Source organism: Nocardia sp. NPDC019323 (genome assembly GCF_044389845.1).
Taxonomy (GTDB): Bacteria; Actinomycetota; Actinomycetes; order Mycobacteriales; family Mycobacteriaceae; genus Nocardia; species Nocardia implantans.
This window is the reverse complement of sequence record NZ_JBIRYN010000013.1, coordinates 138,984-160,861: the sequence shown is the minus strand read 5'-3', so window position 1 is coordinate 160,861 and position 21,878 is coordinate 138,984. Positions and strand designations below refer to the sequence as shown.

The 21,878-nt window shown below is 67.8% G+C and carries 26 protein-coding genes; 15 read left to right on the top strand and 11 right to left on the bottom strand.

Going from position 1 to position 21,878, the window contains the following annotated elements; genetic code table 11:
* From ACH49X_RS31790 to ACH49X_RS31780, 3 genes are all read left to right on the top strand, one after another.
* A partial coding sequence (locus ACH49X_RS31790; protein ID WP_397071642.1) for a T3SS effector HopA1 family protein occupies nt 1-1,214 on the top strand: 1,214 nt, incomplete at its 5' end.
* Complete coding sequence (locus ACH49X_RS31785; RefSeq protein WP_195078079.1) at nt 1,211-1,477, top strand: hypothetical protein; 267 nt, start codon at nt 1,211-1,213, stop codon at nt 1,475-1,477. The genes ACH49X_RS31790 and ACH49X_RS31785, both read left to right, overlap by 4 nt.
* Nucleotides 1,477-1,875, top strand: coding sequence for a YbaB/EbfC family nucleoid-associated protein (locus ACH49X_RS31780; RefSeq protein ID WP_195078078.1), 399 nt, complete (start codon nt 1,477-1,479; stop codon nt 1,873-1,875). The genes ACH49X_RS31785 and ACH49X_RS31780 overlap by 1 nt, the downstream gene beginning before the upstream one ends.
* A gap of 36 nt (nt 1,876-1,911) precedes the next feature.
* On the opposite strand, the gene ACH49X_RS31775 is transcribed toward ACH49X_RS31780, so the two are convergent.
* Nucleotides 1,912-2,829, bottom strand: a complete 918-nt coding sequence (locus ACH49X_RS31775) for an AraC family transcriptional regulator (protein ID WP_357209287.1) — start codon at nt 2,827-2,829, stop codon at nt 1,912-1,914.
* 96 nt (nt 2,830-2,925) lie between these two features.
* Between ACH49X_RS31775 and ACH49X_RS31770 the strand changes: the two genes are divergently transcribed.
* Nucleotides 2,926-3,975, top strand: a complete 1,050-nt coding sequence (locus tag ACH49X_RS31770) for a saccharopine dehydrogenase NADP-binding domain-containing protein (protein ID WP_357111176.1) — start codon at nt 2,926-2,928, stop codon at nt 3,973-3,975.
* Nucleotides 3,976-4,006: 31 nt separating this feature from the next.
* Nucleotides 4,007-4,417 carry a cupin domain-containing protein gene (locus ACH49X_RS31765; protein WP_357111173.1) on the top strand — a complete coding sequence of 137 codons (411 nt, stop codon included), beginning with the start codon at nt 4,007-4,009 and terminating at the stop codon, nt 4,415-4,417.
* A 6-nt stretch (nt 4,418-4,423) separates the two neighbouring features.
* Here the strand turns inward: ACH49X_RS31765 and ACH49X_RS31760 are convergent, their stop codons facing one another.
* The 3 genes from ACH49X_RS31760 to ACH49X_RS31750 form a co-directional block, all read right to left on the bottom strand.
* Nucleotides 4,424-5,242: an MBL fold metallo-hydrolase gene (locus ACH49X_RS31760; protein WP_195078074.1), complete on the bottom strand. Its 819-nt coding sequence runs from the start codon at nt 5,240-5,242 to the stop codon at nt 4,424-4,426.
* Between the two features lie 170 nt (nt 5,243-5,412).
* The gene (locus ACH49X_RS31755) at nt 5,413-5,745 is read right to left on the bottom strand and encodes a hypothetical protein (RefSeq protein WP_195078073.1); all 333 of its coding nucleotides are present in this window, start codon (nt 5,743-5,745) and stop codon (nt 5,413-5,415) included.
* The gene (locus ACH49X_RS31750) at nt 5,745-7,016 is read right to left on the bottom strand and encodes a Rieske 2Fe-2S domain-containing protein (protein WP_323124583.1); all 1,272 of its coding nucleotides are present in this window, start codon (nt 7,014-7,016) and stop codon (nt 5,745-5,747) included. Before ACH49X_RS31750 ends, ACH49X_RS31755 begins: the two co-directional genes overlap by 1 nt.
* Nucleotides 7,017-7,214: 198 nt before the next feature.
* Here ACH49X_RS31750 and hsaA point away from each other — a divergent pair, with 198 nt between their 5' ends.
* From hsaA to ACH49X_RS31720, 6 genes are read left to right on the top strand one after another with little or no spacing between them, the layout of a single operon-like run.
* Complete coding sequence (gene hsaA, locus ACH49X_RS31745) at nt 7,215-8,378, top strand: 3-hydroxy-9,10-secoandrosta-1,3,5(10)-triene-9,17-dione monooxygenase oxygenase subunit (RefSeq protein ID WP_357209286.1); 1,164 nt, start codon at nt 7,215-7,217, stop codon at nt 8,376-8,378.
* 11 nt (nt 8,379-8,389) lie between these two features.
* On the top strand, nt 8,390-9,268 hold the full coding sequence (hsaD, locus tag ACH49X_RS31740; RefSeq protein ID WP_195044478.1) for a 4,5:9,10-diseco-3-hydroxy-5,9,17-trioxoandrosta-1(10),2-diene-4-oate hydrolase: 879 nt from the start codon (nt 8,390-8,392) through the stop codon (nt 9,266-9,268).
* Nucleotides 9,268-10,173, top strand: coding sequence for an iron-dependent extradiol dioxygenase HsaC (gene hsaC, locus ACH49X_RS31735; RefSeq protein WP_195078071.1), 906 nt, complete (start codon nt 9,268-9,270; stop codon nt 10,171-10,173). Before hsaD ends, hsaC begins: the two co-directional genes overlap by 1 nt.
* Before the next feature lie 20 nt (nt 10,174-10,193).
* Nucleotides 10,194-10,766: a 3-hydroxy-9,10-secoandrosta-1,3,5(10)-triene-9,17-dione monooxygenase reductase subunit gene (gene hsaB, locus ACH49X_RS31730; protein ID WP_357209284.1), complete on the top strand. Its 573-nt coding sequence runs from the start codon at nt 10,194-10,196 to the stop codon at nt 10,764-10,766.
* Between the two features lie 52 nt (nt 10,767-10,818).
* Complete coding sequence (locus tag ACH49X_RS31725; RefSeq protein ID WP_195078069.1) at nt 10,819-11,094, top strand: type II toxin-antitoxin system Phd/YefM family antitoxin; 276 nt, start codon at nt 10,819-10,821, stop codon at nt 11,092-11,094.
* A complete protein-coding gene (locus ACH49X_RS31720; protein ID WP_357209283.1) occupies nt 11,091-11,495 on the top strand; it encodes a type II toxin-antitoxin system VapC family toxin in 405 nt (134 codons plus the stop codon). The genes ACH49X_RS31725 and ACH49X_RS31720 overlap by 4 nt, the downstream gene beginning before the upstream one ends.
* 88 nt (nt 11,496-11,583) lie before the next feature.
* Here the strand turns inward: ACH49X_RS31720 and ACH49X_RS31715 are convergent, their stop codons facing one another.
* The gene (locus ACH49X_RS31715; protein WP_195078067.1) at nt 11,584-12,441 is read right to left on the bottom strand and encodes a 3-hydroxyacyl-CoA dehydrogenase; all 858 of its coding nucleotides are present in this window, start codon (nt 12,439-12,441) and stop codon (nt 11,584-11,586) included.
* A gap of 259 nt (nt 12,442-12,700) precedes the next feature.
* Between ACH49X_RS31715 and ACH49X_RS31710 the strand changes: the two genes are divergently transcribed.
* Nucleotides 12,701-13,273 carry a YdeI/OmpD-associated family protein gene (locus ACH49X_RS31710; RefSeq protein ID WP_357209281.1) on the top strand — a complete coding sequence of 191 codons (573 nt, stop codon included), beginning with the start codon at nt 12,701-12,703 and terminating at the stop codon, nt 13,271-13,273.
* On the opposite strand, the gene ACH49X_RS31705 is transcribed toward ACH49X_RS31710, so the two are convergent.
* From ACH49X_RS31705 to ACH49X_RS31685, 5 genes are all read right to left on the bottom strand, one after another.
* Nucleotides 13,262-13,651: a hypothetical protein gene (locus ACH49X_RS31705; RefSeq protein WP_357209279.1), complete on the bottom strand. Its 390-nt coding sequence runs from the start codon at nt 13,649-13,651 to the stop codon at nt 13,262-13,264. The two genes, ACH49X_RS31710 and ACH49X_RS31705, sit on opposite strands and share 12 nt — an antisense overlap.
* A gap of 292 nt (nt 13,652-13,943) precedes the next feature.
* Nucleotides 13,944-14,981 (bottom strand): 4-hydroxy-2-oxovalerate aldolase, encoded by a 1,038-nt coding sequence (gene dmpG, locus ACH49X_RS31700; protein WP_357209278.1) that lies wholly within the window; start codon nt 14,979-14,981, stop codon nt 13,944-13,946.
* Nucleotides 14,982-14,993: 12 nt separating this feature from the next.
* Nucleotides 14,994-15,899, bottom strand: coding sequence for an acetaldehyde dehydrogenase (acetylating) (locus ACH49X_RS31695; protein WP_195078407.1), 906 nt, complete (start codon nt 15,897-15,899; stop codon nt 14,994-14,996).
* Nucleotides 15,900-15,915: 16 nt separating this feature from the next.
* On the bottom strand, nt 15,916-16,701 hold the full coding sequence (locus tag ACH49X_RS31690; protein WP_357209277.1) for a 2-keto-4-pentenoate hydratase: 786 nt from the start codon (nt 16,699-16,701) through the stop codon (nt 15,916-15,918).
* 1 nt (nt 16,702) lies between these two features.
* Nucleotides 16,703-18,328 carry an FAD-binding protein gene (locus ACH49X_RS31685; protein WP_357111156.1) on the bottom strand — a complete coding sequence of 542 codons (1,626 nt, stop codon included), beginning with the start codon at nt 18,326-18,328 and terminating at the stop codon, nt 16,703-16,705.
* A 105-nt stretch (nt 18,329-18,433) separates the two neighbouring features.
* Here ACH49X_RS31685 and kstD point away from each other — a divergent pair, with 105 nt between their 5' ends.
* Both kstD and ACH49X_RS31675 read left to right on the top strand, forming a co-directional pair.
* A complete protein-coding gene (gene kstD / locus ACH49X_RS31680) occupies nt 18,434-20,143 on the top strand; it encodes a 3-oxosteroid 1-dehydrogenase (RefSeq protein WP_195078062.1) in 1,710 nt (569 codons plus the stop codon).
* 315 nt (nt 20,144-20,458) lie between these two features.
* Nucleotides 20,459-21,325, top strand: a complete 867-nt coding sequence (locus tag ACH49X_RS31675) for a MaoC/PaaZ C-terminal domain-containing protein (RefSeq protein ID WP_357111152.1) — start codon at nt 20,459-20,461, stop codon at nt 21,323-21,325.
* A 6-nt stretch (nt 21,326-21,331) separates the two neighbouring features.
* Here ACH49X_RS31675 and ACH49X_RS31670 read toward each other — a convergent pair whose 3' ends face one another.
* Nucleotides 21,332-21,610, bottom strand: coding sequence for a hypothetical protein (locus tag ACH49X_RS31670; protein ID WP_357111228.1), 279 nt, complete (start codon nt 21,608-21,610; stop codon nt 21,332-21,334).
* Between ACH49X_RS31670 and ACH49X_RS31665 the strand changes: the two genes are divergently transcribed.
* Entirely contained in the window at nt 21,560-21,853 is a 294-nt protein-coding gene (locus ACH49X_RS31665) for a hypothetical protein (protein WP_357111237.1), read from the top strand. The genes ACH49X_RS31670 and ACH49X_RS31665 overlap by 51 nt on opposite strands.
* Nucleotides 21,854-21,878 lie beyond the last annotated feature (25 nt).

Sequence of the window (21,878 nt, the reverse complement as noted above, 5' to 3'; positions counted from 1 at the left end):
ACGAACCCGAACCCACCACACCCAAGCCCGACGAACCCGAACCCACCACACCCAAGCCCGACGAACCCGAACCCACCACACCCAAGCCCGACGAACCCGAACCCACCACACCCAAGCCCGACGAAGAGACACCACCCCCGCAGCATCCGGACCGCGACGAGGACGCGGCTGACCCGGATGCGTCGCGGGAAGCCGACGAGACCTCACCCCCGGGAGAACAGCACGGCACGTCCCCGTACGCATGGCATCCGGATGCGGCGGCACTCGATCGTGCCGTAGCGGAGTTCCCCTCGGTATTCGACGAGCCACGCACACTCGCCGAACTGCGGGAGCGCCTGAGCCATGACATGTCGTTCGACGATGTGATGGCGGTGCGCGATTTCTCCTACCAGCAGCACGGGTTGGATGCGCCGGATCTGTCGCTCGAGAATCTCAACGGATTCCTGGAACGGATCTGGAACAACGGAGACCGGATAACCAGCGAATGGGGCGTGTACAGCGAGTACGGCGCGGCTACCGAGACGAATCTGGTCACGGATCCACGCGGCTATGTCATGCAACTCGCGGATATACTCGCCGCCCGAGGACCGGAATCGCGTATAGCCTTGGTCCAAGGGCGAGGGGCCAGAATTCTCGACGCCTCGAACGCGTCGGAGATCGATACCGGATCGATCAGTTTCGTCCATTACCACCGAGCGAATGCGGTCTCGGACGTCGGCTATCGTGTGTATGTGAACGCACGCGCTGACGCGGTGCCCGACCTGATGCGTGGTGTGGTCCACGAAATCGTGGACAGCCCCGATCGATTCCCCGGTATCTACAGCGCGAAAGTCGTCGGCCCCCATTCGGTTCGGTCGGACGCGATGGTGATCTATACGAAGGATCTTGCCGATGCCCATCGGGTTGTCGACTGGCTTCGCGAGTATCAGGCGCGGCAACCCGATGCGTTCCTATGGGACGCTCCCGCGATGACACACCAAGTTATGGAGGGCGTCGGTATCGGCGCCGAACCACGGGCCGCCAATTCTAGTTTCGGCTCCGAACGGTCCCAGGCCATCTACCAGGCGCTGCAATCCACCCGGAGCGAGAACGGCGATTTCGCGATGTTCCGAGAACGAGCACTCGCGGCACTCGCCGAAAAGGGTGTCGATCCCGAACATCCTCATCTCAACCAACCGGACGAGCACCCTGATCAACCGCGGAGGTCGACATGAACAACCACGACAAGATCGCGGCGGCGCGCGATGCGGTGACCAAATTCCTGACCGGCGAGATCAATCCGGATGACAACCCGCACTGGTTCGACGACGACATACTCCTCTTCGCCGTCGATCGTCTCGACCAGCAGGACTCGGAATGGCTGCTCGCTCAGCTCGCGAATCGTGATTTCCCACGCGATCTGCGCGCGTGGATCATTCCGATGATGCGCAAGCACGGCGCCGAAGCCCAGGCATTGCTCGACGCGAACGGCCAGTGATGGACGAGCGGTACGAGCAGCAACTCACGGAACTGGCCGCTATTCGAGAACAAGTGCACGACGTGCGCGGCGAGGCCCGTTCTCCCGACGGATACGTGACGGTGGCGGTGGATTTCACCGGCGCGGTCACCGAGGTGCGATTGGATCCGGCCGCGCTGCGCACTCCCTCCGAACGTCTCGCCGCGATCGTGACCGAAACAGCGCGGGCCGCAGCGCGTCTCGCACATCACCAAGTGACCGAGACGATCACCCCGATCAGCGACATCGTGGGCAGCATGCCCGAACTCGCCGAACTGTTACCGGGCGCTCCGAGCCTGCGCGAGCCGGCCGCCGACGTGGCTTCGGATGTCGAGTACCTCCCCGACGACGAGTACGAAGACGAGTACTACGACACCTGACGCCGGTGCCGACAAGGCGGTTCCGAACCCGGGCCCTCAAACCGCCACCACAGGCGCGTTGTCGGCCGCACGGCGGTATCCGCCTGGCGCAAGCCCGTATTCGCGTTTGAACGCCTTCGCGAAGGCGAACTCCGAGGTGTAGCCGACGCGGCGGGCCACGGCGGCAAGACTGCTGTCGGTGTCGCGCAGCAGGCGGGCGGCGGTCAGCATGCGCCAGCGGGTCACATAGGCCAGCGGCGGCTCGCCGACCGTCGCGAGAAAGCGGCGGGCGAGGGTCGCGCGGGAAACGCCCGCGATGTCACCGAGATCGGCGACGGTCCAGGCGCGCGCGGGTTTCTCGTGCACCGCGCGTAGCACCGCCGCCACGGCGGGATCGGCGAAGGCGCCGGCCCAGCCGGAGGAACGCAGGTCGGCCTGCTCGTCGAACCAGGCGCGCAGGATGAACAGCAGCAGCGTCTCGAGGATCGCGGGCACGGCCGCGTCGCTCCCCTGCCGCGGCTCGGCGATCTCCGCGGCCAGCAGATCGACCGCGCCGCGCAGCGCGGGATGACGCCCCGGACGCGCGGGCAGATGGATGAACTCGGGCAGCTCGTCGAGGATCGGATGGGTGCGACCGCGGCCGAGTTCGTAAGCGCCACAGAGCAAGGCGGTCCGGACGCCGGGCCCCACGATCTCCCTCGGCTCACCGGGCAACGCGGTCTCGGTGACGGGAGTGTCCAAGCTGTCGACCAGGTCGTGGTCGGCGCCTCGCGGCATGAACAACACGTCCCCCACGCCGAGCGCCATGGGTTCGCCGTCCGGCGGCACCACCCAGCAAGAGCCCTGCAACACCACATGGAAACCCGCCCCCGGCACCACGGGATACCGCCGGCCCCACGGGGCGTGCCGGATGAACAGGCCGGAGGCGGGACTGCCGGTGCGGATCGCCGCGATGGCCTCGCTGAGAATGTCCACTCATTCACCATAACACTCTGGATATGAGCGTTTGGGACAAAAAATCGAGCCTTACAGGCATTGGTTTAGTCGTATGAGAGCAATATGTTTCTTCCCATGACATCAACCGAACGCCCTGCGACCATCGCCGTCTACGGCGCGACCGGACACACCGGCGGCTACCTGCTCGCCGAACTGCGCCGTCGCGGCCTCACCCCGATCCTGGTGGGGCGCAATGCCGAGCGCATCCGCGCCGCCGCCGACGCGGCGGCCATGCCCGGCGCCGACATACGAGTAGCAGACCTGCCCGACCGCGCGGCCCTCGTCCGAGCGTTCACCGGCGCCGACGTGGTGATCAGCAGCTTGCCCGCCTACGTCCAGCACGGCTCTGCGGTGCTCGACGCGGCCATCGACGCGGGCGCGCACTACACAGACATGTCCGGCGAGCAACTATTCCTGAAGCGCGTTCTCGACGAGTACGGAACGCGCGCTGCGGCGGCGGGCGTCACCGTGGTTTCCGGCGTGACCGACAACAATCTCCCCGGAGATCTGCTCGCCCATCTCATCACCCGCCGGGTGCCCGGCCCCGCCGAGGTGGTGCTCAGCCACCTCAGCAAGAGCGGCGGAAACGGTTCCAAAGGCAGCGCCAAGACGGTGTTCGCCAGTCTGGACTGGTTCCGCGGCGGCGGCTGGCACTACGCCGACGGCGAATTGCGCACCGGCGCGGCGGCACGTCACCAGAAGATGACCTTCCCCGGTGACATCGAGCCGACCACTGTCGCGAAATTCCCGCAGCCCCCGGTTCTCACCATCCCCCGGCACTCGGATGTCTCCTACGTCGAAGGCGTCCTCGCCACCTCGATCCTCGACACGCTCAGCGGGTTCACCGCCGAACTCATCGACGCACTGCCCGACGCGCCCGGCGCCGACCTGCGCTACGACCTCGTCGTCGACGCGTTCGGCGCGGACGGACGCCGGGTCCGCGGCGTGCTCAGCGGCGTGGACTCCTACCGCGATTCGGCATTGATGGCGGTGGAGACGGCCGTCCGCTTGGCCGAGGGCGCTACGGCTCCGGGAGCGCTCGCGCCGGCCGAGGCGTTCGATCCCGCCGATTTCCTGGATGCGCTGGCGCCGTTCGGAATCACCTGGCGGATCGAGGAGAGCTGAGCGGCAGGGCAGGATCGGGCATAGTCGAACGATGACCGACAACCGACCGCCGCTCGCCGTCGCACTCGATCTCGTGCCGCATCCCGAAGGCGGCTGGTACCGCCAGACCTGGCGCAGCCCGGCGGAATTCACGCCGGAGGGCTACCCCGGCCCGCGCGCCGCCGCCACGGCGATCTATTTCCTGCTGCTGCCGGGCGAGCGGTCCGCCCCGCACACGGTGCGCTCCGACGAGCTGTGGCTCTGGCACCGCGGCGGGCCGCTGGCGCTGGACATCGGCGGCGAGCAGGTGATCCTCGGCCCCGACCTGGAGCACGGCCAGGTGCTCCAAGCGGTGGTGCCGGGTGGGGTCAGCCAATCGGCGCGACCTGCCGGCGCGGAATACGTGCTGGTCAGCTGCATCGTCGCGCCGGGATTCGACTTCGCGGACTTCCGGTTGGACTGACCTGGATCAGCGCACCGGCACGGCGGCGAATCGCTCGAGTTCGTGCGGATCGTGGGCACAGAACATTCGCACCCGGTCGCCGTGGTCGTTGTGCAGCGTGCGCAGCCGTTCCAGGTTCTCCACCCGCTCGCGGCCGAGCGTGCTCGCGAGCACCTCGAACACGCCCAGGCCGACGGGCGGACGCGCCTTGCCCACCTCCAGCTGCCGGTGGTGGAAATAGGCGTCGCCGCAGTGCAGCAACCATCCGTCGCTCTGCCGGACCGCGACGCCGCTGTGCCCGCGCGTGTGGCCGACCAGCGGGATCAGCATGATGTCCTCGAGCACCGGGACGGCGGTGAATCCGAACCAGGTGTCCGCGCCGGTCTCGTGGGCCAGCCAGCGAGGTCCGTGCTCCCACTGACGCGGCTGGTAGCGCAGTTTCTCCCCGAGGGTCGGGCGCTGGGTCGCCGCGTCGAGTTCGTCGGCGAAGACGTGCACGGTGGCGTCGGGGAAGTCCGACAGCCCGCCGGCGTGATCGAGATCGAGATGGGTGAGCACGATGTGCCGGACATCCTCGCGCCGATAGCCGAGCCCGCGGATCTGGTGCAGCGCGGTGAGTTCCGGGCGCAACCGGGGCCGCAGCAATCGCCCGGTGCCGAAACCCAGCCTGCTTCGATCGAGCACGTCGGCCATGCCGAAGCCCGTGTCGACCAGCACCAGCCCGTCATCGGACTCGACGAGCAGGCAGTGGCCGACCAGCCCGCCGGTCAGCAGCCCACCGCTGCCGAGCAGCGCTCGCCCGCCGACCGGGCACATGGTCGCGCAGTCCAGATGCCGCACCAGCATCGCGGAAACTCCCTCCTACGGCGCCGAATCGGACTCGATCCGTTTCGGCACGAAGGTCTCTTTTGTTCCCGTCAACGTAGTCGGAGCGCGACTCGGCCGCGACAGCGCGGTCACCACCGCGGTGATCGGCGGGCGAATCGATCACCGCCCGCCGTCGCCGAACGGCCGGTTCACTCCGGAATCTCGAGCACGCCCTCGTCCACGGCCCAGGCGATGGTGCGTTCGAGATCCGGACACGAGTCGGGGCGACCCGGCCCGTGGCCGGTCTCGCTCAGTTTCGCGAAGACCGGGCAGTGCTCGGCCGGATTCCCGGTCCACTGCACCGACGTCTGGTGGGTGCTGCTCTTGCGCACCAGCACGTGGCTCTGGCAGGCCCGGCACCGCAGTGGCGTCAGGCCGTCCTCCAGATACCGCTGTTTGTCGGCCACCGTCTGGGCGCGCACTTCGGCTCGCCGAGCGGGCTGATCGGCGAAATCGGGTGCCTTCGCCCAGGTGGCCGCCATCAGACGCTCGCCTCGGCTTCCTCGGACTCGCGCTTGCGCCGCAGGTTCTCGGCGACCTCGGCCTCCCACGCCTCGTTCGCCTTGGTGGTGTCCACCTCGAACTCGAAGCGCTGGGTCATCTTCTCGGTGACGTCGGCCAGGTCGACGTAGAACTGCTCGTACCAGCGACGCAGCTGGTAGACCGGCCCGTCCTCCTCGCACAGCAGCGGGTTCTCGACCTTGGACTTGTGCTTCCAGATCTCGACGTCCTGCAGGAAGCCGACGCTGATGCCCTCGGTCATCTTCTCCGCCAGCTTGGTCGCCATCTCGCCCTCGACGCCCTTCGGCTTCTCCAGCGTGATGCCCCATTGCAGGACGAAGGAGTCCTGGGTGACCGGGTAGTGGCAGTTGATCAGGACGCTTTTGACCTCGTAACCGCTGTAGATGTTGATCAGCGGGTTGATCATGTACGAGGGGCCGAAGTACGAGGCCTCCGACTTCAGCAGCGTGTCACCGCCGTACTTGGAGGCCATGCCGATGTCCGGCCTGCCCTTGGTCTCCAGGAACTGGGTGGCGATGTGGCCCTCGAAGACGTTCTTGAAGTACGTCGGGAAGGCGAAATGGATGTAGAAGAAGTGGGCCATGTCCACCACGTTGTCGATGATCTCGCGGCAGTTGGCGCCCTCGATCAGCATCGAGTTCCAGGTCCATTCGGTCCACCCGCTGTCGAGTTGCTCGCTCGGGTTGCCGTCGGCGTCGGTGTAAGGGCCCTTGATGTGCGGGATCGTGACCTCGGGCGGCGGCTGGCTGCCCTCGTGGTCGTGCCAGACGAACAGCTGGCCGTTGCGCTCCAGCGTGGTCCACTTCCTCGTGCGCGCCAGCGGCGGCACCCGCCGCGCGTACGGAATCGCGGTGCACTTGCCGTTGGTCCCCGACCAGCGCCAGTCGTGGAACGGGCAGGCGATGTCGTCGCCCTTGACCTCGCCCATGCTCAGGTCGCCGCCCATGTGCCTGCAGTAGGCGTCGAGCACCCGCAGTTCACCGTTGCTGTCGGCCCAGACGACGAGCTTGGTGCCGAAGACGTTCACCGCGTGCGGCTTGCCGTCCCGGAACGTCTTGGCCAGACCCAGGCAATGCCATCCCCGCGCATAGCGGGTCGGTGCGGTGCCGACATCCAGCTCCCGGACCTTCGCGCCGCTCCGCGTCGTTTGAGCCGCCTCCCGGGGCCCTCCTTGGTGACGCACGCTGCCGCCTCCGGGCCCGTCGCTCGGCGGCGGTGGGGTAACTGCCATCGCGTTTCCTCCTCCATCTGTACTAGAACACGTTACAAAACTGGCGTCCTCGACGCCAGCGATTCACCTCACTTCCTGCATGAGCGCATGTCCGACGAGGGGTGAACACCGGTTCTCGACAGAAATAGGAACCTGTTCTAGTCTCAGAGACAAATGAGATTCCCGACATCAACCGACCAGGCAGGAGCAGGTCCCGAGATGACGCAAGAAGTGACCGAACGGGTCGAAGCGCTGTTGCCGACGTTGCGCGAACGCGCACAGGAGGCCGAGGACCTGCGGCGCATCCCCGACGAAAGCATGAAGGCGTTGCAGGAGACCGGCTTCTTCCGGTTGCTCCAGCCCAAGCAGTGGGGCGGTCACGCCGCCGATCCGGTGGTCTTCTACGACACCGTGCGCAAGATCGCCAGCGCGTGCGGCTCCACCGGCTGGGTGGCGGGCATTGTCGGCGTGCACAATTGGCACCTCGCGCTGTTCGCGCAGCAGGCGCAGGAGGACGTCTGGGGCGAGGACACCGAAGTGCGGATCTCCTCCTCCTACGCGCCCATGGGCGCGGGCACGGTGGTCGACGGCGGCTACCTCGTCAACGGCGCGTGGGCCTGGTCGTCGGGCTGCGATCACGCCACCTGGGCGGTGCTCGGCGGCCCGGTGATCAAGGACGGCAAGCCGGTGGACTTCGGCAGCTTCCTCATCCCCCGCGACGACTACCGCATCGACGACGTGTGGAACGTGGTCGGCCTGCGCGGCACCGGCTCCAACACCGTCGTGGTGAAGGACGTCTTCGTGCCCTCGCACCGGTTCCTCAGCTTCCGTGCCATGAGCGAACTGAAATCGCCCGGTCTGGAGCAGAATACCGATCCGGTCTACAAGATGCCTTGGGGCACAATCCATCCCACCACGATCTCCACGCCGATCGTCGGCATGGCCTACGGCGCGTACGCGGCGCATGTCGAGCACCAGGGCAAGCGGGTGCGCGCGGCCTACGCCGGCGAGAAGGAAAAGGAGGATCCGTTCGCCAAAGTGCGCATCGCGGAGGCCGCCAGCGACATCGACGCCGCGTGGCGGCAGCTTTCTGGCAACGTGGCCGACGAGTACGCGCTGCTGGCTGCGGGCAAGGAGATCCCGTTCGACCTGCGCGTGCGGGCCCGGCGCGACCAGGTGCGCGCCACCGGTCGCTCGATCGCGGCGATCGACAAGCTGTTCGAGAGCTCCGGCGCCACCGCGCTGGCCAACGGCACGCCGCTGCAACGCTTCTGGCGCGACGCGCACGCGGGCCGGGTGCACGCGGCCAACGATCCCGAGCGCGCGTACCTGATGTACGGCACGCACGAGTTCGGCCTGCCCGTCACCGACGGCATGGTCTAGGAGGGCTGACCGTGACATCGACCGCGGAACTCACCGCCGAATCGACCTCGCGCTACGCGCAGGTGCGGCCCGATCTGCGGCTGCACTACCACGAGGCGGGCGTCGGCAACGGGCCGACGATCGTCCTGCTGCACGGCGGCGGGCCCGGCGCGTCCTCCTGGTCGAACTTCGCGCGCAACATCCCGGTGCTGGCCGAGCACTTCCACGTGCTCGCGGTGGACCAGCCCGGCTACGGTCGCTCGGACAAGCCCACCGAGCATCCGCAGTACTTCGTGCACAGCGCCTCGGCGCTGAAGGATCTGCTCGACCACCTGGAGATCACCACCCGGGTGCACCTGCTGGGCAATTCGCTCGGCGGCGGCGCTGCGGTCCGGTTCGCGCTGGACTATCCCGACCGCGCCGGAAAACTGATCCTGATGGGGCCCGGCGGGCTGAGCACCAATCTGTTCGCGCCCGACCCGACGGAGGGCGTGAAGCTGCTCTCCAAGTTCAACTACGAGCCGACCAGGGAGAACCTGGAGGCGTTCCTGCGCATCATGGTCTTCGACCAGTCGCTGGTCACCGACGAGCTGATCGATGAGCGGTTCGCCTCGGCGAGCACGCCGGAGGCGCTGGCCGCGACCAGGGCGATGGGCAAGTCGTTCGCGAGCGCCGACTTCGAGAAGGGCATGCTCTGGCGCGACGCCTACAAGCTGCGTCAGCCGGTGCTGCTGATCTGGGGCCGCGAGGACCGGGTCAACCCGCTCGACGGCGCGCTGGTGGCGACCAAACTGATCCCGCGCGCGCAACTGCACGTCTTCGGCGGCTGCGGGCACTGGGCGCAACTGGAGAAGTTCCACGAATTCAACCGGCTCGCGATCGATTTCCTCGCGGGCGTCAAGGAGAAGTGATGGGCATCCGTTCACTGGGATATCTGCGTATCGAGGCGACCGACATGGCCGCCTGGCGGGAGTACGGCCTGAAGGTCCTCGGCATGGTCGAGGGCAAGGGCGCCGACCCCGAAGCCCTCTATCTGCGCATGGACGAGTTCCCGGCCCGGCTGGTGATCGTCCCGGGCGAGAAGGACCGGCTACAGGTCTCGGGCTGGGAGACGGCCAACGCCGAGGAGTTGCAGGACATCCGCAACCGGCTGGACGCGGCGGGCGTGCCCTACAAGGAGGGCACCGCGGCGGAACTGGCCGATCGCCGGGTCTACGAGCTGATCGCGTTCGAAGATCCCTCGGGCAACACGCTCGAGGCGTTCCACGGCGCGGCGCTGGAGCATCGCCGGGTGGTCAGTCCCTACGGGCACAAATTCGTCACCGAGGAGCAGGGGCTCGGGCACGTGGTGCTCAGCACCAAGGACGACAAGGCGGCGCTGGAGTTCTACCGCGACGTGCTCGGCTTCCGGCTGCGCGACTCGATGCGGCTGCCACCGCAGATGGTGGGACGCCCGGCCGACGGCGAGCCCGCGTGGCTGCGCTTCTTCGGCTGCAACCCGCGCCACCACTCGCTGGCGTTCCTGCCCATGCCGACGCCGAGCGGCATCGTGCACTTGATGCTCGAGGTGGAGAACGCCGACGACGTCGGCCTGACCCTGGACCGCGCGCTGCGCAAGAAGGTCAAGATGTCGGCGACGCTGGGACGGCACGTCAACGACAAGATGCTCTCCTTCTACATGAAGACGCCGGGCGGGTTCGACGTCGAATTCGGTTGCGAGGGCCTGGAAGTGGACGACCACGACTGGATCGCGCGGGAATCCACCGCGGTGAGCCTGTGGGGCCACGACTTCACCGTCGGGCAACGGCAGCAGTGACCGAGAGGGCGAGCGAAACGATGACCGCGGACGGATCCGAGATCGATCCACGGCAGTTCCGGAACGTGCTGGGACAGTTCTGCACCGGCATCACCGTGATCACCACCTTCGACGACGACGGGGTTCCGATCGGCTTCGCGTGCCAATCCTTCGCCGCCCTCTCCCTCGAACCGCCGCTGGTGCTGTTCTGCCCCACCAAGGCGTCCCGCTCCTGGGCGGCGATCGAGAAATCCGGGCGTTTCTGCGTGAACGTTCTCGCCGAACAGCAGCGCGAACTGTGCGCCCGCTTCGGCTCCCGCGAACCCGACAAGTTCGCCGGCGCCGCCTGGCACACCTCCGACCTGGAACTCCCGGTGCTGGACGAAGCGCTGGCCACCATCCAGTGCGAGGTCGAGACCGTCGTCGACGGCGGCGACCACTACATCGTGATCGGCCGCGTCCAAGCCCTCTCCGAGACGACCACCACCGGCCGCCCCCTGCTGTTCTATCGGGGCCAGTACACCGCCATCGAACCGGAGAAGACCACCCCGGCACCTTGGCGTGCCGACCTGGAGCACTTCCTCACGACGACGACGTTGGACACCTGGTTGTAGGACGCGACCAGCACTCGTAGCCCCGCGCGCTACAGGGGGCTACAATCAGGCTATGAAAGTGATCACGCAGCGCGAGTTCCGCAACCACTCAGCGGCGGTCATGGATGCGGTCGAGGCCGGGGAGACGTTCCGCGTAACCCGAAATGGGGTCGAAGTCGCCGAAGTACGGCCGGTCAGCCGAAAGCGCCGCCTGACGACGGAAGAGCTCGTGGAACGGCATCGCAGACTACCTCGTGTCGACTTCGCCGGCATGCGGCAAGAGGCCGACGAATTCTTCGGAACGGAAGATCGAGTCGGCGACGACGATGCGTGGGGATCGCGGTCATGACCGAGCGGCATACATCGGGCGTATTGGACACTTGCGCCTACATCGACCTGGGTACGCTGGATCCCACTTTTTTGCCGGAGTTGTGTGAGATAACAGCGATCACGTTGGCCGAATTGCACCAAGGCGTCGCCATGGCGAAAGACACTGTCACTCGGGCCGCACGATCCGAGCAACTCGGTGCCGCCATCGTGGATTTCGATCCGTTGCCCTTCGACGAGGACGCCGCGACACGCTACGGCACCCTCGTAGCACTCACTCTGGCGGCGAAACGCGACCCGCGGCCGCGCCGGATGGATTTGCTCGTCGCGGCAATCGCGTCGGCACGTGGGTTACCGCTGTACACCCGCAACAGCGCGGATTTCCGCGGGCTGGAAAGCATGCTCGAGATCGTCGCCGTGTAGCGCATGAAGGACTAGGCCTCGATCAGCCGCCCTCGCTCCACGAGTGGTGCCTGGGCGCGGCGAATCCCGAACTCACCGCGCTCGGCGGTCAGTACTTGTAGAAGCCCTCCCCGGTGGCGATGCCGAGCTTGCCCTTGTCGATGTAGTTCTCCTTCAACCACTTGGCCAGCCGTTGGGAGTCCTCGTCCTCGTTGTTGACCAGGATGTTGTACGGCGTGGTCAGGCCGATGATGTCGAGGATGCGGAACGGTCCGGCCGGTGCGCCGGTGCCGATCTGCCAGGTCTTGTCCACCGCCTCGGGATCGGCGTAGCCGCCGGCCGCCAGGCTCATGCCCGCGTTGAGCAACGGCACCAGCAGCGAGTTCAGGACGTAACCGGCCTTCTCCTTGTGGATTTCGATCGGCACCATGCCGATCTTCGAGGCGAAGTCGACCACGGCCTGGTATACGTTCGGGTCGGTGTCGGCGGTGCCCATGATCTCGGCCGTGTTGAAGTGCCACACCTGATTGGCGAAGTGCAGCGCGAGGAACCGGTCCGGACGGCCGGTGAAGTCTTTCATGGCGCTGGGCAGCAGGGTGGAGGAGTTGGTGGCGAAGATCGTGCGCTCCGGTGCGACCCGGCCGAGCTGCTCGTAGGTCTGCTGCTTGATGCTCAGCACCTCGGGGATGGCCTCGATGACCAGGTCCGCGTCCTGCACCGCGTGTGCCAGGTCGGAAGTCAGCGCGATGCCCGCCGCCGTCTGCTCCGCCTTGCCGTCCCCGCCACCGGGCACCTGCTCGCGGTAGACCGGCACGAGCTTGTCGAGTCGTTCCCTGGCCGCGGCCAGCGCCTTGTCATCGATGTCGTAAGCCGTCACCTCGAAACCGTGGAAGGCGGTCTGAAAGGCGATCTGCGAACCCAGCACCCCGGTGCCCAGCACGGTCACCTTGCGAATATCGATGGTCATTCGTTTCTCCTCTCGACTGTTGCGAAGAAGCCCGCGTCGGAGCGACCTCGCGATCACCGCTGCCATGGATCAACCTACCGGCGGCGGTGCCGTGTCAGCCGGAGGCGACTGTCGCTGCCGTCGGCTTCGCGAGTGGCACATGAGCGCGGCGAAACGCGAGAGCGCCACACGCTCATGTGCCACTCGTGAAGTGCTCAGATGGTGAGCACTTTGGGGTGGAGGATGGGTGCGATGAGGGCACCGGATCTAGGGAGGCACTATGGGTCGGTTCGATGGGACGAGGATCCTGACCTTTGCGGACCTTGCGCAGTGGGAGGGGTGGCTCGCGGCCGATCACGACGAGGCCGCTGATGTCTGGCTGAAGATCGGCAAGAAAGGGGTGGCGGGCAGGAGCATCAGCAACGGCGAGGCGCTCGACGGCGCGCTCTGCTTCGGGTGGATCGACAGCCATCGCCGCGGCATGGACGCCGAGCACTATCTGCAGCGGTACTCGCCGCGCCGGCCGAAGAGTCCGTGGTCGCAGATCAATGTCGCGAAAGCCGAAGCGCTCATCGCCGCAGGTCGCATGCGGGCTCCCGGTTTCGCGGCCATTGCCGCCGCGCAGTCCGATGGACGCTGGGCGGCCGCCTACGAATGCCAGCGGACCGCCACCTGCCCGGCCGACCTGCTCGAAGCGCTCAGTGCGAGTCCACCCGCACGGGAGAGATTCGAGCAGCTTGATCGCACCGCGCAGTACGCGTACTTCCTGCGGTTGATGAAGACGCGGAGTTCCGGCGAACGGGCTGGACAGCTGCGGCGCATGTGCGAGGAGTTGATCCAGTCAGCGGCGTAGTTCCAAGTCGACTGCGGCAACGATGATCACCGATAGCGGCGAGGCGGAAATCGGTTGGGAATCGCGTGTGCCGACGCGACGATATGCGTTGTGCTGCTTCTTGTTCCGGCCGATGTACTTCGCCCCCAACGCGTCGACGAGCATTTCGCCCCGGAGGCGGACGCGGCTCGTGCCGCCGGTTTGGACATCGCCGTGGTCGATCACGACGCGTTGACCCGCGCCGACGGCGCGGAGGATGCCGTTCGACGCGTCCGTTCCAGCGGGGTGGCTGTCTACCGCGGCTGGATGTTGCGCAGTGCTGAGTACGCCGCGTTCGAACGGAGCTTGCGGCGGCGCGTCACGCTGCGCACGAGCGCCGAGCAGTACCGTCGCGCACACGAATTGCCCGGGTGGTATTCCGCACTCGCCGACATGACTCCTCGGTCGGTATGGACCAGCGGAACCGATCGCGCCGCGTTCGATCACGCGCGTCGGGAGCTATCCCCTTCCCGCTCCCTTTGCCTTGGGGACGCGGGATCGTTGCTGCTGCCTCGCCGAATGGACTGGACTTCCGGGTACTGGGAGACGCGTGATCGACCACCCTTCGACCAGCGGAGACTTGCTCGATAGTGGTCCCGGCAGACGAACGGGGTCGCGAACGTTCGTTCGCGACCCCGCTGTGGCTTACCGGTCAGGCGGTGACCGTCGCCTTCTCCCGTTGCAATTCCAGCGCGATGTCGATGAGCTGGTCCTCTTGGCCGCCGACCAGTTTGCGCTTGCCCGCTCGTACGAGCATTTCGGCGGCGGAGACCCCGTAGCGTTCGGCTTGCCGTTCGGCGTGCTTGAGGAAGCTGGAGTAGACGCCCGCGTAGCCCATCATCAGGGCCTGGCGGTCGAGCAGGCATTCCTGCGGCATCGCGGGGCGGACGACGTCTTCGGCGGCGTCGGCGATGGCGAAGAAATCGATGCCCGTCTTCACGCCCAGCTTGTCGCACACACCGACCAGCGCCTCGACCGGCGTGTTGCCCGCGCCCGCGCCGAAACGCCGCGCGCTGCCGTCGATCTGCTTGGCGCCGGCGCGGATGGCGTAGATCGAGTTGGCGACGGCCAGATCCAAGTTCTCGTGACCGTGGAAGCCGACCTGCGCGTCGTCGCCGAGTTCGGCCACCAGCGCCGCGACCCGGTCGGAGACCTGCTCGAGCACCAGCGCCCCGGCCGAGTCGACGATGTAGACGCACTGGCAGCCGGCGTCGGCCATGATGCGCGCCTGTTTGGCCAGCACCTCCGGCGGCTGGGTGTGCGACATCATCAGGAACCCGACCGTCTCCAGCCCGAGTTCCCGCGCCAGACCGAAGTGCTGGATCGACACGTCGGCCTCGGTGCAGTGCGTGGCGATCCGGCAGATCGACGCGCCGTTGTCCTGCGAGACCTTGATGTCTTCCTTCACCCCGACGCCGGGCAGCATCAGCACGGCGATCTTCGCCCGCTTCGCCGTCTCGGCGGCGATGGCGACCAGTTCCTGCTCGGGCGTCTTGGAGAAGCCGTAGTTGAACGACGAGCCGCCGAGACCGTCGCCGTGGGTCACCTCGATCACGGGGACACCCGCGCCGTCGAGGGCGGCGACGATGTCGCGGACCTCCGTCGCGGTGAACTGGTGACGCTTGTGGTGGGATCCGTCGCGCAGCGAGGTGTCGGTGACGCGGATGTCGAGTTCTGCTGAGTAGGCCATGTCGAAAGCTCCTTACACCCGGGCCGTGACGATCTGTTCGGCGATGACCTCGCCGACCTGCGTCGCGGCGGCGGTCATGATGTCGAGGTTGCCCGCGTACGGGGGCAGGAAGTCGCCCGCGCCCTCCACCTCCACGAACACCGACACCTTCGCCATGCCGCCGGAGACCACCGACGGCTCGTCGAACTGCGGCTCGTTCAGCAACCGGTAGCCGGGCACGTACTGCTGGATATCGGCGACCATCCGGTGGATCGAGTCGGCGATCGCGTCGGTGTCGGCGTCCTCGGGGATGGCGCAGAAAATGGTGTCGCGCATGATCATCGGCGGCTCGGCGGGGTTCAGGATGATGATCGCCTTGCCGCGCTGTGCCCCGCCGATGGTCTCCACGCCCCTGCTGGTGGTCTTGGTGAACTCATCGATGTTGGCGCGGGTGCCGGGACCGGCGGAGACCGACGACACGGAGGCGACGATCTCCGCGTACGGCACCGGGACGACCCGCGAAACCGCGGCGACGATCGGGATCGTCGCCTGACCGCCGCAGGTGATCATGTTGACGTTCGGCGCGTCGAGGTTCGCGCCCAGGTTCACCGGCGGCACCACGGCGGGCCCGACGGCCGCCGGGGTGAGGTCGACGGCGCGGATGCCCGCCTCGGCGTAGCGCGGGGCGGCGGCGCGGTGCACGTACGCCGAGGTCGCCTCGAAGATCAGATCGGGCAGTTCGGATTGCGCGAGCAGCCAGTCCACGCCCTCGTGCGAGGTCTCCAGCCCCAGACCGCGCGCCCGCTTCAGGCCCTCGCTGTCCGGGTCGATTCCGATCATCCAGCGCGGCTGGATCTTCTGCGAGCGCAGCAGTTTGTAGAGCAGATCGGTACTGATGTTGCCGGACCCGACGATCGCGGCGGTGACGGTCCCGTTCACGGACACGACAGCCTCCCTAGGTGAATTGCAGACGGACAGAGCCGAGTCCGGCGAACTCGGCGTGGAACTCATCGCCCGGACGGGCGTCGATGGCGCGGGTGCAGGAGCCGGGCAGCACGATGTCACCGGCCTTCAACCGCACCCCGAAGCTCGCGACCTTGCGCGCCAGCCAGGCCACCGCGATCACCGGATCGCCCAGCACCGCGTCGCTGCGGCCTTCGGCGACCACATCGCCGTTGCGGGTGAGCACCGCGTCGATGGCCTTGATGTCGATGTCCTTCGGCGCGACCCGCTGCGCGCCGAGCACGAAGCCGGCCGAAGACGCGTTGTCGGAAATGGTGTCGGCCAGGCCGATGTTCCAGTCCTTGATCCGCGAGTCGATCAGCTCGATCGCGGGCGCGAAGGCGACCGTGGCGGCGAGCACGTCATCCTCGGTGCACTCCGCGCCGGGCAGGTCGGCGCCGAGCACGAACCCGACCTCCACCTCCACCCGGGGGAACAGGTAGCGGCCCGCTTCCACCGGAACGTCCTCGTAGACTTCCATTTCCGCGAGCAGGTGACCGTAGTCGGGCTCGTCGACGCCCATCATCTGCTGCATGGCCTTCGAGGACAGGCCCACCTTGTGCCCGACCACGCGCGCGCCCGCGTCGAGCCTGCGCCGGATGTTGATCAGCTGGATCTCGTAGGCGTCGACCACGTCGATATCGGGGTGGCGGGCGATCAGCGGATCGATCGCCACCCGGTCGCGCTCGGCGCGCTCGAGTTCGTCGGCCAGTTCGGTTCGTACCGCGTCGGACAGCACGCTAGTTCCCTTCCACAGTTGCGTTTTCCAGCGCCGAGACCTGCTCGCCCGCGGCGGACCGGCCTGCCCTGCGACCGGAGAAGATGCAGTCGGCCAGCGACAGCCCGCTGACATAGGACTCGGAGCAGACGCCGACCGCGGTGCGGCCGGCGGCGAAGAGGCCGGGGATGTCACGGCCATCGACCGTCTCGACCGCGCCGGTGCGCTCGTCCACGACGACGCCGCCGAGGGTGAGCATGGGGCACGGGTTGGTCAGGCTCGGTTTGATGCCCACATCCAACAACCAGAACGGACCGGTGCGGACCGGTTCGGTGAACTCGGCAGGCTTTCCGACCGGATCGGGCGCGCCGGTCTCGATCGCGGTGTTGTGCGCGTCCACCGTCGCGCGCAGCCCGGCCGGGTCGATGCCCGCCTTCGCCGCGGCTTGCTCCAGCGTCGCGCCGCGAATCGCGGTGCGCCGCATGGTCTCGAACTGCCCGCGCTGGAACCACGCGCCCTGCTTGCCGATCTGGCCGATCGCGGTGCGCATCAGCGGGTCGTCGGCCAGCAGCCATCCCTTGCCGCCGTGCTCGGTGATCAGCTTGTTGCCGACGGCGGCGCCGTAGCGGGTCTCGTCGATCACCCTGCGGCCATCGGCGTCGACCAGAAGCGCCGCGGTGAAGGCGCTGGGCGGCAGCAGGAACCGCCACGCGGAGACGTTGTCCATGTGGTCGACGGCCGCGCCGACCTGCTGGGCCATCAGGATGCCGCTGCCGTCGTCGGCGGTGGTGCCGAGGGCGAGACCGCCGTGGAACGCGGGCGCGTGCTGCCGCACCAGATCGCGATTGGCGATGAACCCGCCCGCGCTGAGCACCACCGCGCGCCGGGCGAGGACCCTGATCGTGCTGCCGTACCGGCGTTCCAGCGCGTCCAGCCGCTGTTCCAGCGCTCGCCGCAGCGGCGGGTAGTAGATGCCAGGCTTGGCCGCGACCTTCGCCATGCGGGTGTAGCGGTCGCGGACCCGGCCGGGCGCGTCGCGCAGGGTGTGGCATTCCACGCCGATCACCGCACCCGCGGCGTCGGTGATCAATCGGGTCACCCGGGTGAGCGTTTCCACGCGCACGCCCGCCCTCGACGCTGCGGCGGCGAGCGGGCCGGTGAGTTTCTTGCCCGAAGTGCCCCGGCCCTTCACCCGGTGTCCGCGCTGGGCGGCGGGGATGTCGCGGAACGCGCCGGAGATCTCGCTGCCCGAGTAGTACAGGTAGTAGCGGTCGTTGGGGTAGGAGGTCTTGTACGGGCACAGCGAGGCCTCGAACGGGACGCCGTGCGCCTTCAGCCACTCGATCAGCTCCGGGCTCTCGTCGACGAACCGGCGCAGCGTCTCGGGGGCGACCGCGTCGCCGACCTCGCGCTCGAGGTAGGCGTACATGGCCTCGGGGGTGTCCTCGACACCCGCCTCGCGCTGCACGGAGGTGCCGCCGCCCGCGTAGATGATGCCGCCGGACAGCGCCGACGTGCCGCCGCCGGTGAAGCGTTCGAGGACGAGCACCTGCGCGCCCGCCGCGGTCGCTTCCAGCGCGGCCGCGGCCCCCGCGGCGCCGTATCCGACCACGACAACGTCGGTGGTCAGGTCCCATTCGAGGCCCATGTTCTTAACTCCGGTCCGAAACTGAAACAAGTTTCCTCGACAAACGGAACGTCGAGCAAGTCTTCTGCCACACAACATAGACCAATGGCGCGTCCATTCTATAACGTGTTCTACATGACTGATCGGGAATACGACGTGGTGGTGGTCGGCAGCGGCGCCGCCGGCATGACCGCCGCCCTCACCGCGGCCCACAACGGCCTGAGCGTGGTGGTCATCGAGAAGGCCGCGCACTACGGCGGGTCGACCGCGCGCTCCGGCGGCGGCGTGTGGATCCCGGGCAACAAGGCGCTGCGCGCGTCCGGTCGGCCCGACGACCGCGAGGACGCACGGACCTACCTGCACAGCATCATCGGCGACGTCGTACCCGCCGAACGGATCGACACCTTCATCGACCGCGGGGCCGAAGCGCTGGATTTCGTGCTCGATCATTCGCCGCTGAAGATGACCTGGGTGCCGGGCTACTCCGATTACCATCCGGAGGCGCCGGGCGGGCGGCCCGAGGGACGCTCGTGCGAGCCCAAGCCGTTCGACACGAAGATCCTGGGCGATGAACGGTTCAACCTGGAGCCGCCGTACGCGAAGGCTCCGCTGAACGTCGTGGTCATGCAGGCGGACTTCGTCCGGCTCAATCTGATCCGGCGTCATCCGAAGGGCATGCTGCGGGCGATGCGCGTCGGCGCGCGCACCTACTGGGCCAAGTTCACTCGCAAACACATCGTCGGCATGGGGCAGGCCGTCATCGCGGGCATGCGCAAGGGGCTCATGGACGCGAACGTGCCGCTTCTGCTGAACACCCCGATGACCGACCTCGTCGTGACCGATGGCGTGGTCACCGGCGTCCAAGCGCTGCACGAGGGCGAGCCGGTCACCTTCACCGCCCGCTACGGCGTCGTGCTCGGCAGCGGCGGTTTCGAGCACAACGCGGAAATGCGCACCAAATACCAGCGCCAGCCCATCACCACCGAGTGGACCACCGGCGCGGCCGCCAATACCGGCGACGGCATCCAAGCGGGCATGGCGGCGGGCGCGGCCATCGGTTTCATGGAGGACGCGTGGTGGGGGCCGACCATCTTCAAGGGCGGCAAGCCGTGGTTCGCGCTGGCCGAACGGAACCTGCCCGGCAGCATCATGGTGAACGCCGACGGCAAGCGATTCGGAAATGAGTCCGCTCCTTACGTCGAGGCGGTGCACACCATGTACGGCGGCGAGTACGGGCAGGGTGAGGGACCGGGCGAGAACATCCCCGCGTGGCTGGTGTTCGACCAGCGCTACCGGAACCGCTACATCTTCGCGGGGCTACAGCCCGGTCAGCGCTTTCCGTCCCGGTGGATGGAAAACGACTTCATCGTCAAGGCCGACAGCATCGAGGAATTGGCGGGCCGGATCGGCGTGCCCGCCGACGCGCTGGCCGCGACCGTCACCCGGTTCAACGGCTTCGCCGAGACCGGCAAGGACGAAGACTTCGGCCGCGGCGACAGCCACTACGACCGGTACTACGGCGATCCGACCGTGCGACCCAACCCGTGCCTGGCCGCGCTGGTGCAGGGCCCGTACTACGCCGCCAAGATCGTTCCCGGCGACCTGGGCACCAAGGGCGGGCTGGTGGCCGACACCGCAGGACGGGTGCTGCGCGAGGACGGCAGTGTCATCGAGGGTTTGTACGCCTCCGGCAACTGCTCCACACCGGTGATGGGCCACACCTACGCCGGGCCCGGCGCGACCATCGGCCCCGCGATCGCCTTCGGGTACCTCGCGGTGCTGGACATCGTCGAGCGCAAGAAGCAGCAGCCCGCGGCCGCCGCGGCGGAGGCCTGATGGTCGGATCGCGGTGTGGGTCGCGCTGGACGCGACCCGCTCCGCCGTCCGTCTCGCCGAACGAAAGCCTGCCGCTGCGGCGAAAGGAACGCCTTCCGCTACGACTGGGGTCTCGGTCACGAGAACGAAGTGCGGGGCGCGCCCGAACACGAGCCACACCGCGATCCACGCGCCCATCCCACCGATCGGACGGCGCGCTGGCGAGCCGCGGTCGCGCCGAGCAGGATCGGACCGAAGGCGCATCGATTTCGGGCGCGGCCTCCCTCGCGGCGCGGTAGATCCGAATCGATCCACATTCATGCACAAGGAGAACTGATGCCCATCGACCCGAAGATCGCGCTCGGCGCGCAACTGCCGAGCCGGGAGTTCGCCTGGACCGCGTCGGACGTGCAGCTGTATCAGCTTGGCCTCGGCGCGGGCGCGCGCTGGACCGACCCGGCCGAGCTGCGCTATCTCGACGATCGGGAACCGCAGGTGCTGCCGACCTTCGCCACCGTGGCGGCGACCGTGCACGAGACCGAGCCGCCCAGGGTGAGCTTCCCCGGCGTCGAGATCGACCTGGCGAAGGTGGTGCACGGACATCAGGAGGTCGAGGTGCACCGGCCGATCCCGGCGGCGGGCAAGGCGACCAAAACCAGCCGGATCGCCGAGATCTGGGACAAGGGCTCGGCCGCGGTCATCGTGCAGGAGCACACCGTCACCGGCTCCGACGGCGCGCCGCTGTGGACCGAGCGCTCCTCGATCTTCGCCAAGGGCGAGGGCGGTTTCGGCGGCGAGCGCGGGCCGAGCCCCAAGACCGAATTGCCGGATCGCACACCGGATTTCGACGTCACCACGCCGACGCTGCCGCAGCAGGCGTTGCTCTACCGGATGTCCGGCGACCGCAACCCCCTGCACTCCGATCCCGAATTCGCCCGCGCCGCCGGGTTCCCCGCCCCCATCCTGCACGGGTTGTGCACCTACGGCATGGTGTGCAAGACCGCGACCGACATCGTGCTCGACTCCGACGCCAGCCGCGTCACCGGCTTCCGCGCCCGGTTCGCCGGTGTGCTGTACCCGGGCGAGACGATCCGCGTCCGGATCTGGCGCGAGGACGATCGGCTCGTCATCGCCGCGACCGTGGTCGAACGCGACGACGCACCGGTCCTGAACGATGTCGAACTGCGGTTCCGGCCCGCCTGAGGATCACTACACAGCTGCACCCGAGCGGCTCCCAGCCGGGCCGCGTCCGACCCGAACGGCAAACGCGGCGCCAAGGTGCCGGTGCGGGCGACTCCGGGCCGGTCCCGGCGCATCGACGGTCAACGGAATGCGAGCGTCTCTCGTTTCGCCTGCAGGCCGCGGCGCGGCGATCGGGAGCGGCGCCCAGGCCGCTGCCCCCGTATCACGGGACCCGTCGGCGGACGAGAGATGCCGATGGCACCGCAAGCACCACTGTGTAGTGGGAATGGCGCGCAGCAGCCGGATCGGGATCTCGGCGTGACAGCGTCGGCAGCGGCCGTAACGTCCGGCGGTGATGAGCAGGAGAGCGGCCTCGATATCGGCCAGCGCTTGCCGCGCCGCCGCGGCCAGTTTGCCGTCGACCTCGTGTCTGGCCGCGTCAGCCGCGTCGGCGGGTTCACCTGCGCGGTCGAGCTCGGCTTCGAGTTCGGCCAGCTGTTGCAGGCGGAAGCGGCGTTGCTGCTCGAGTGCGGCGCGCAGCACGGGTAGGTGTTCGCTGAGGCTCGCGCGTTGA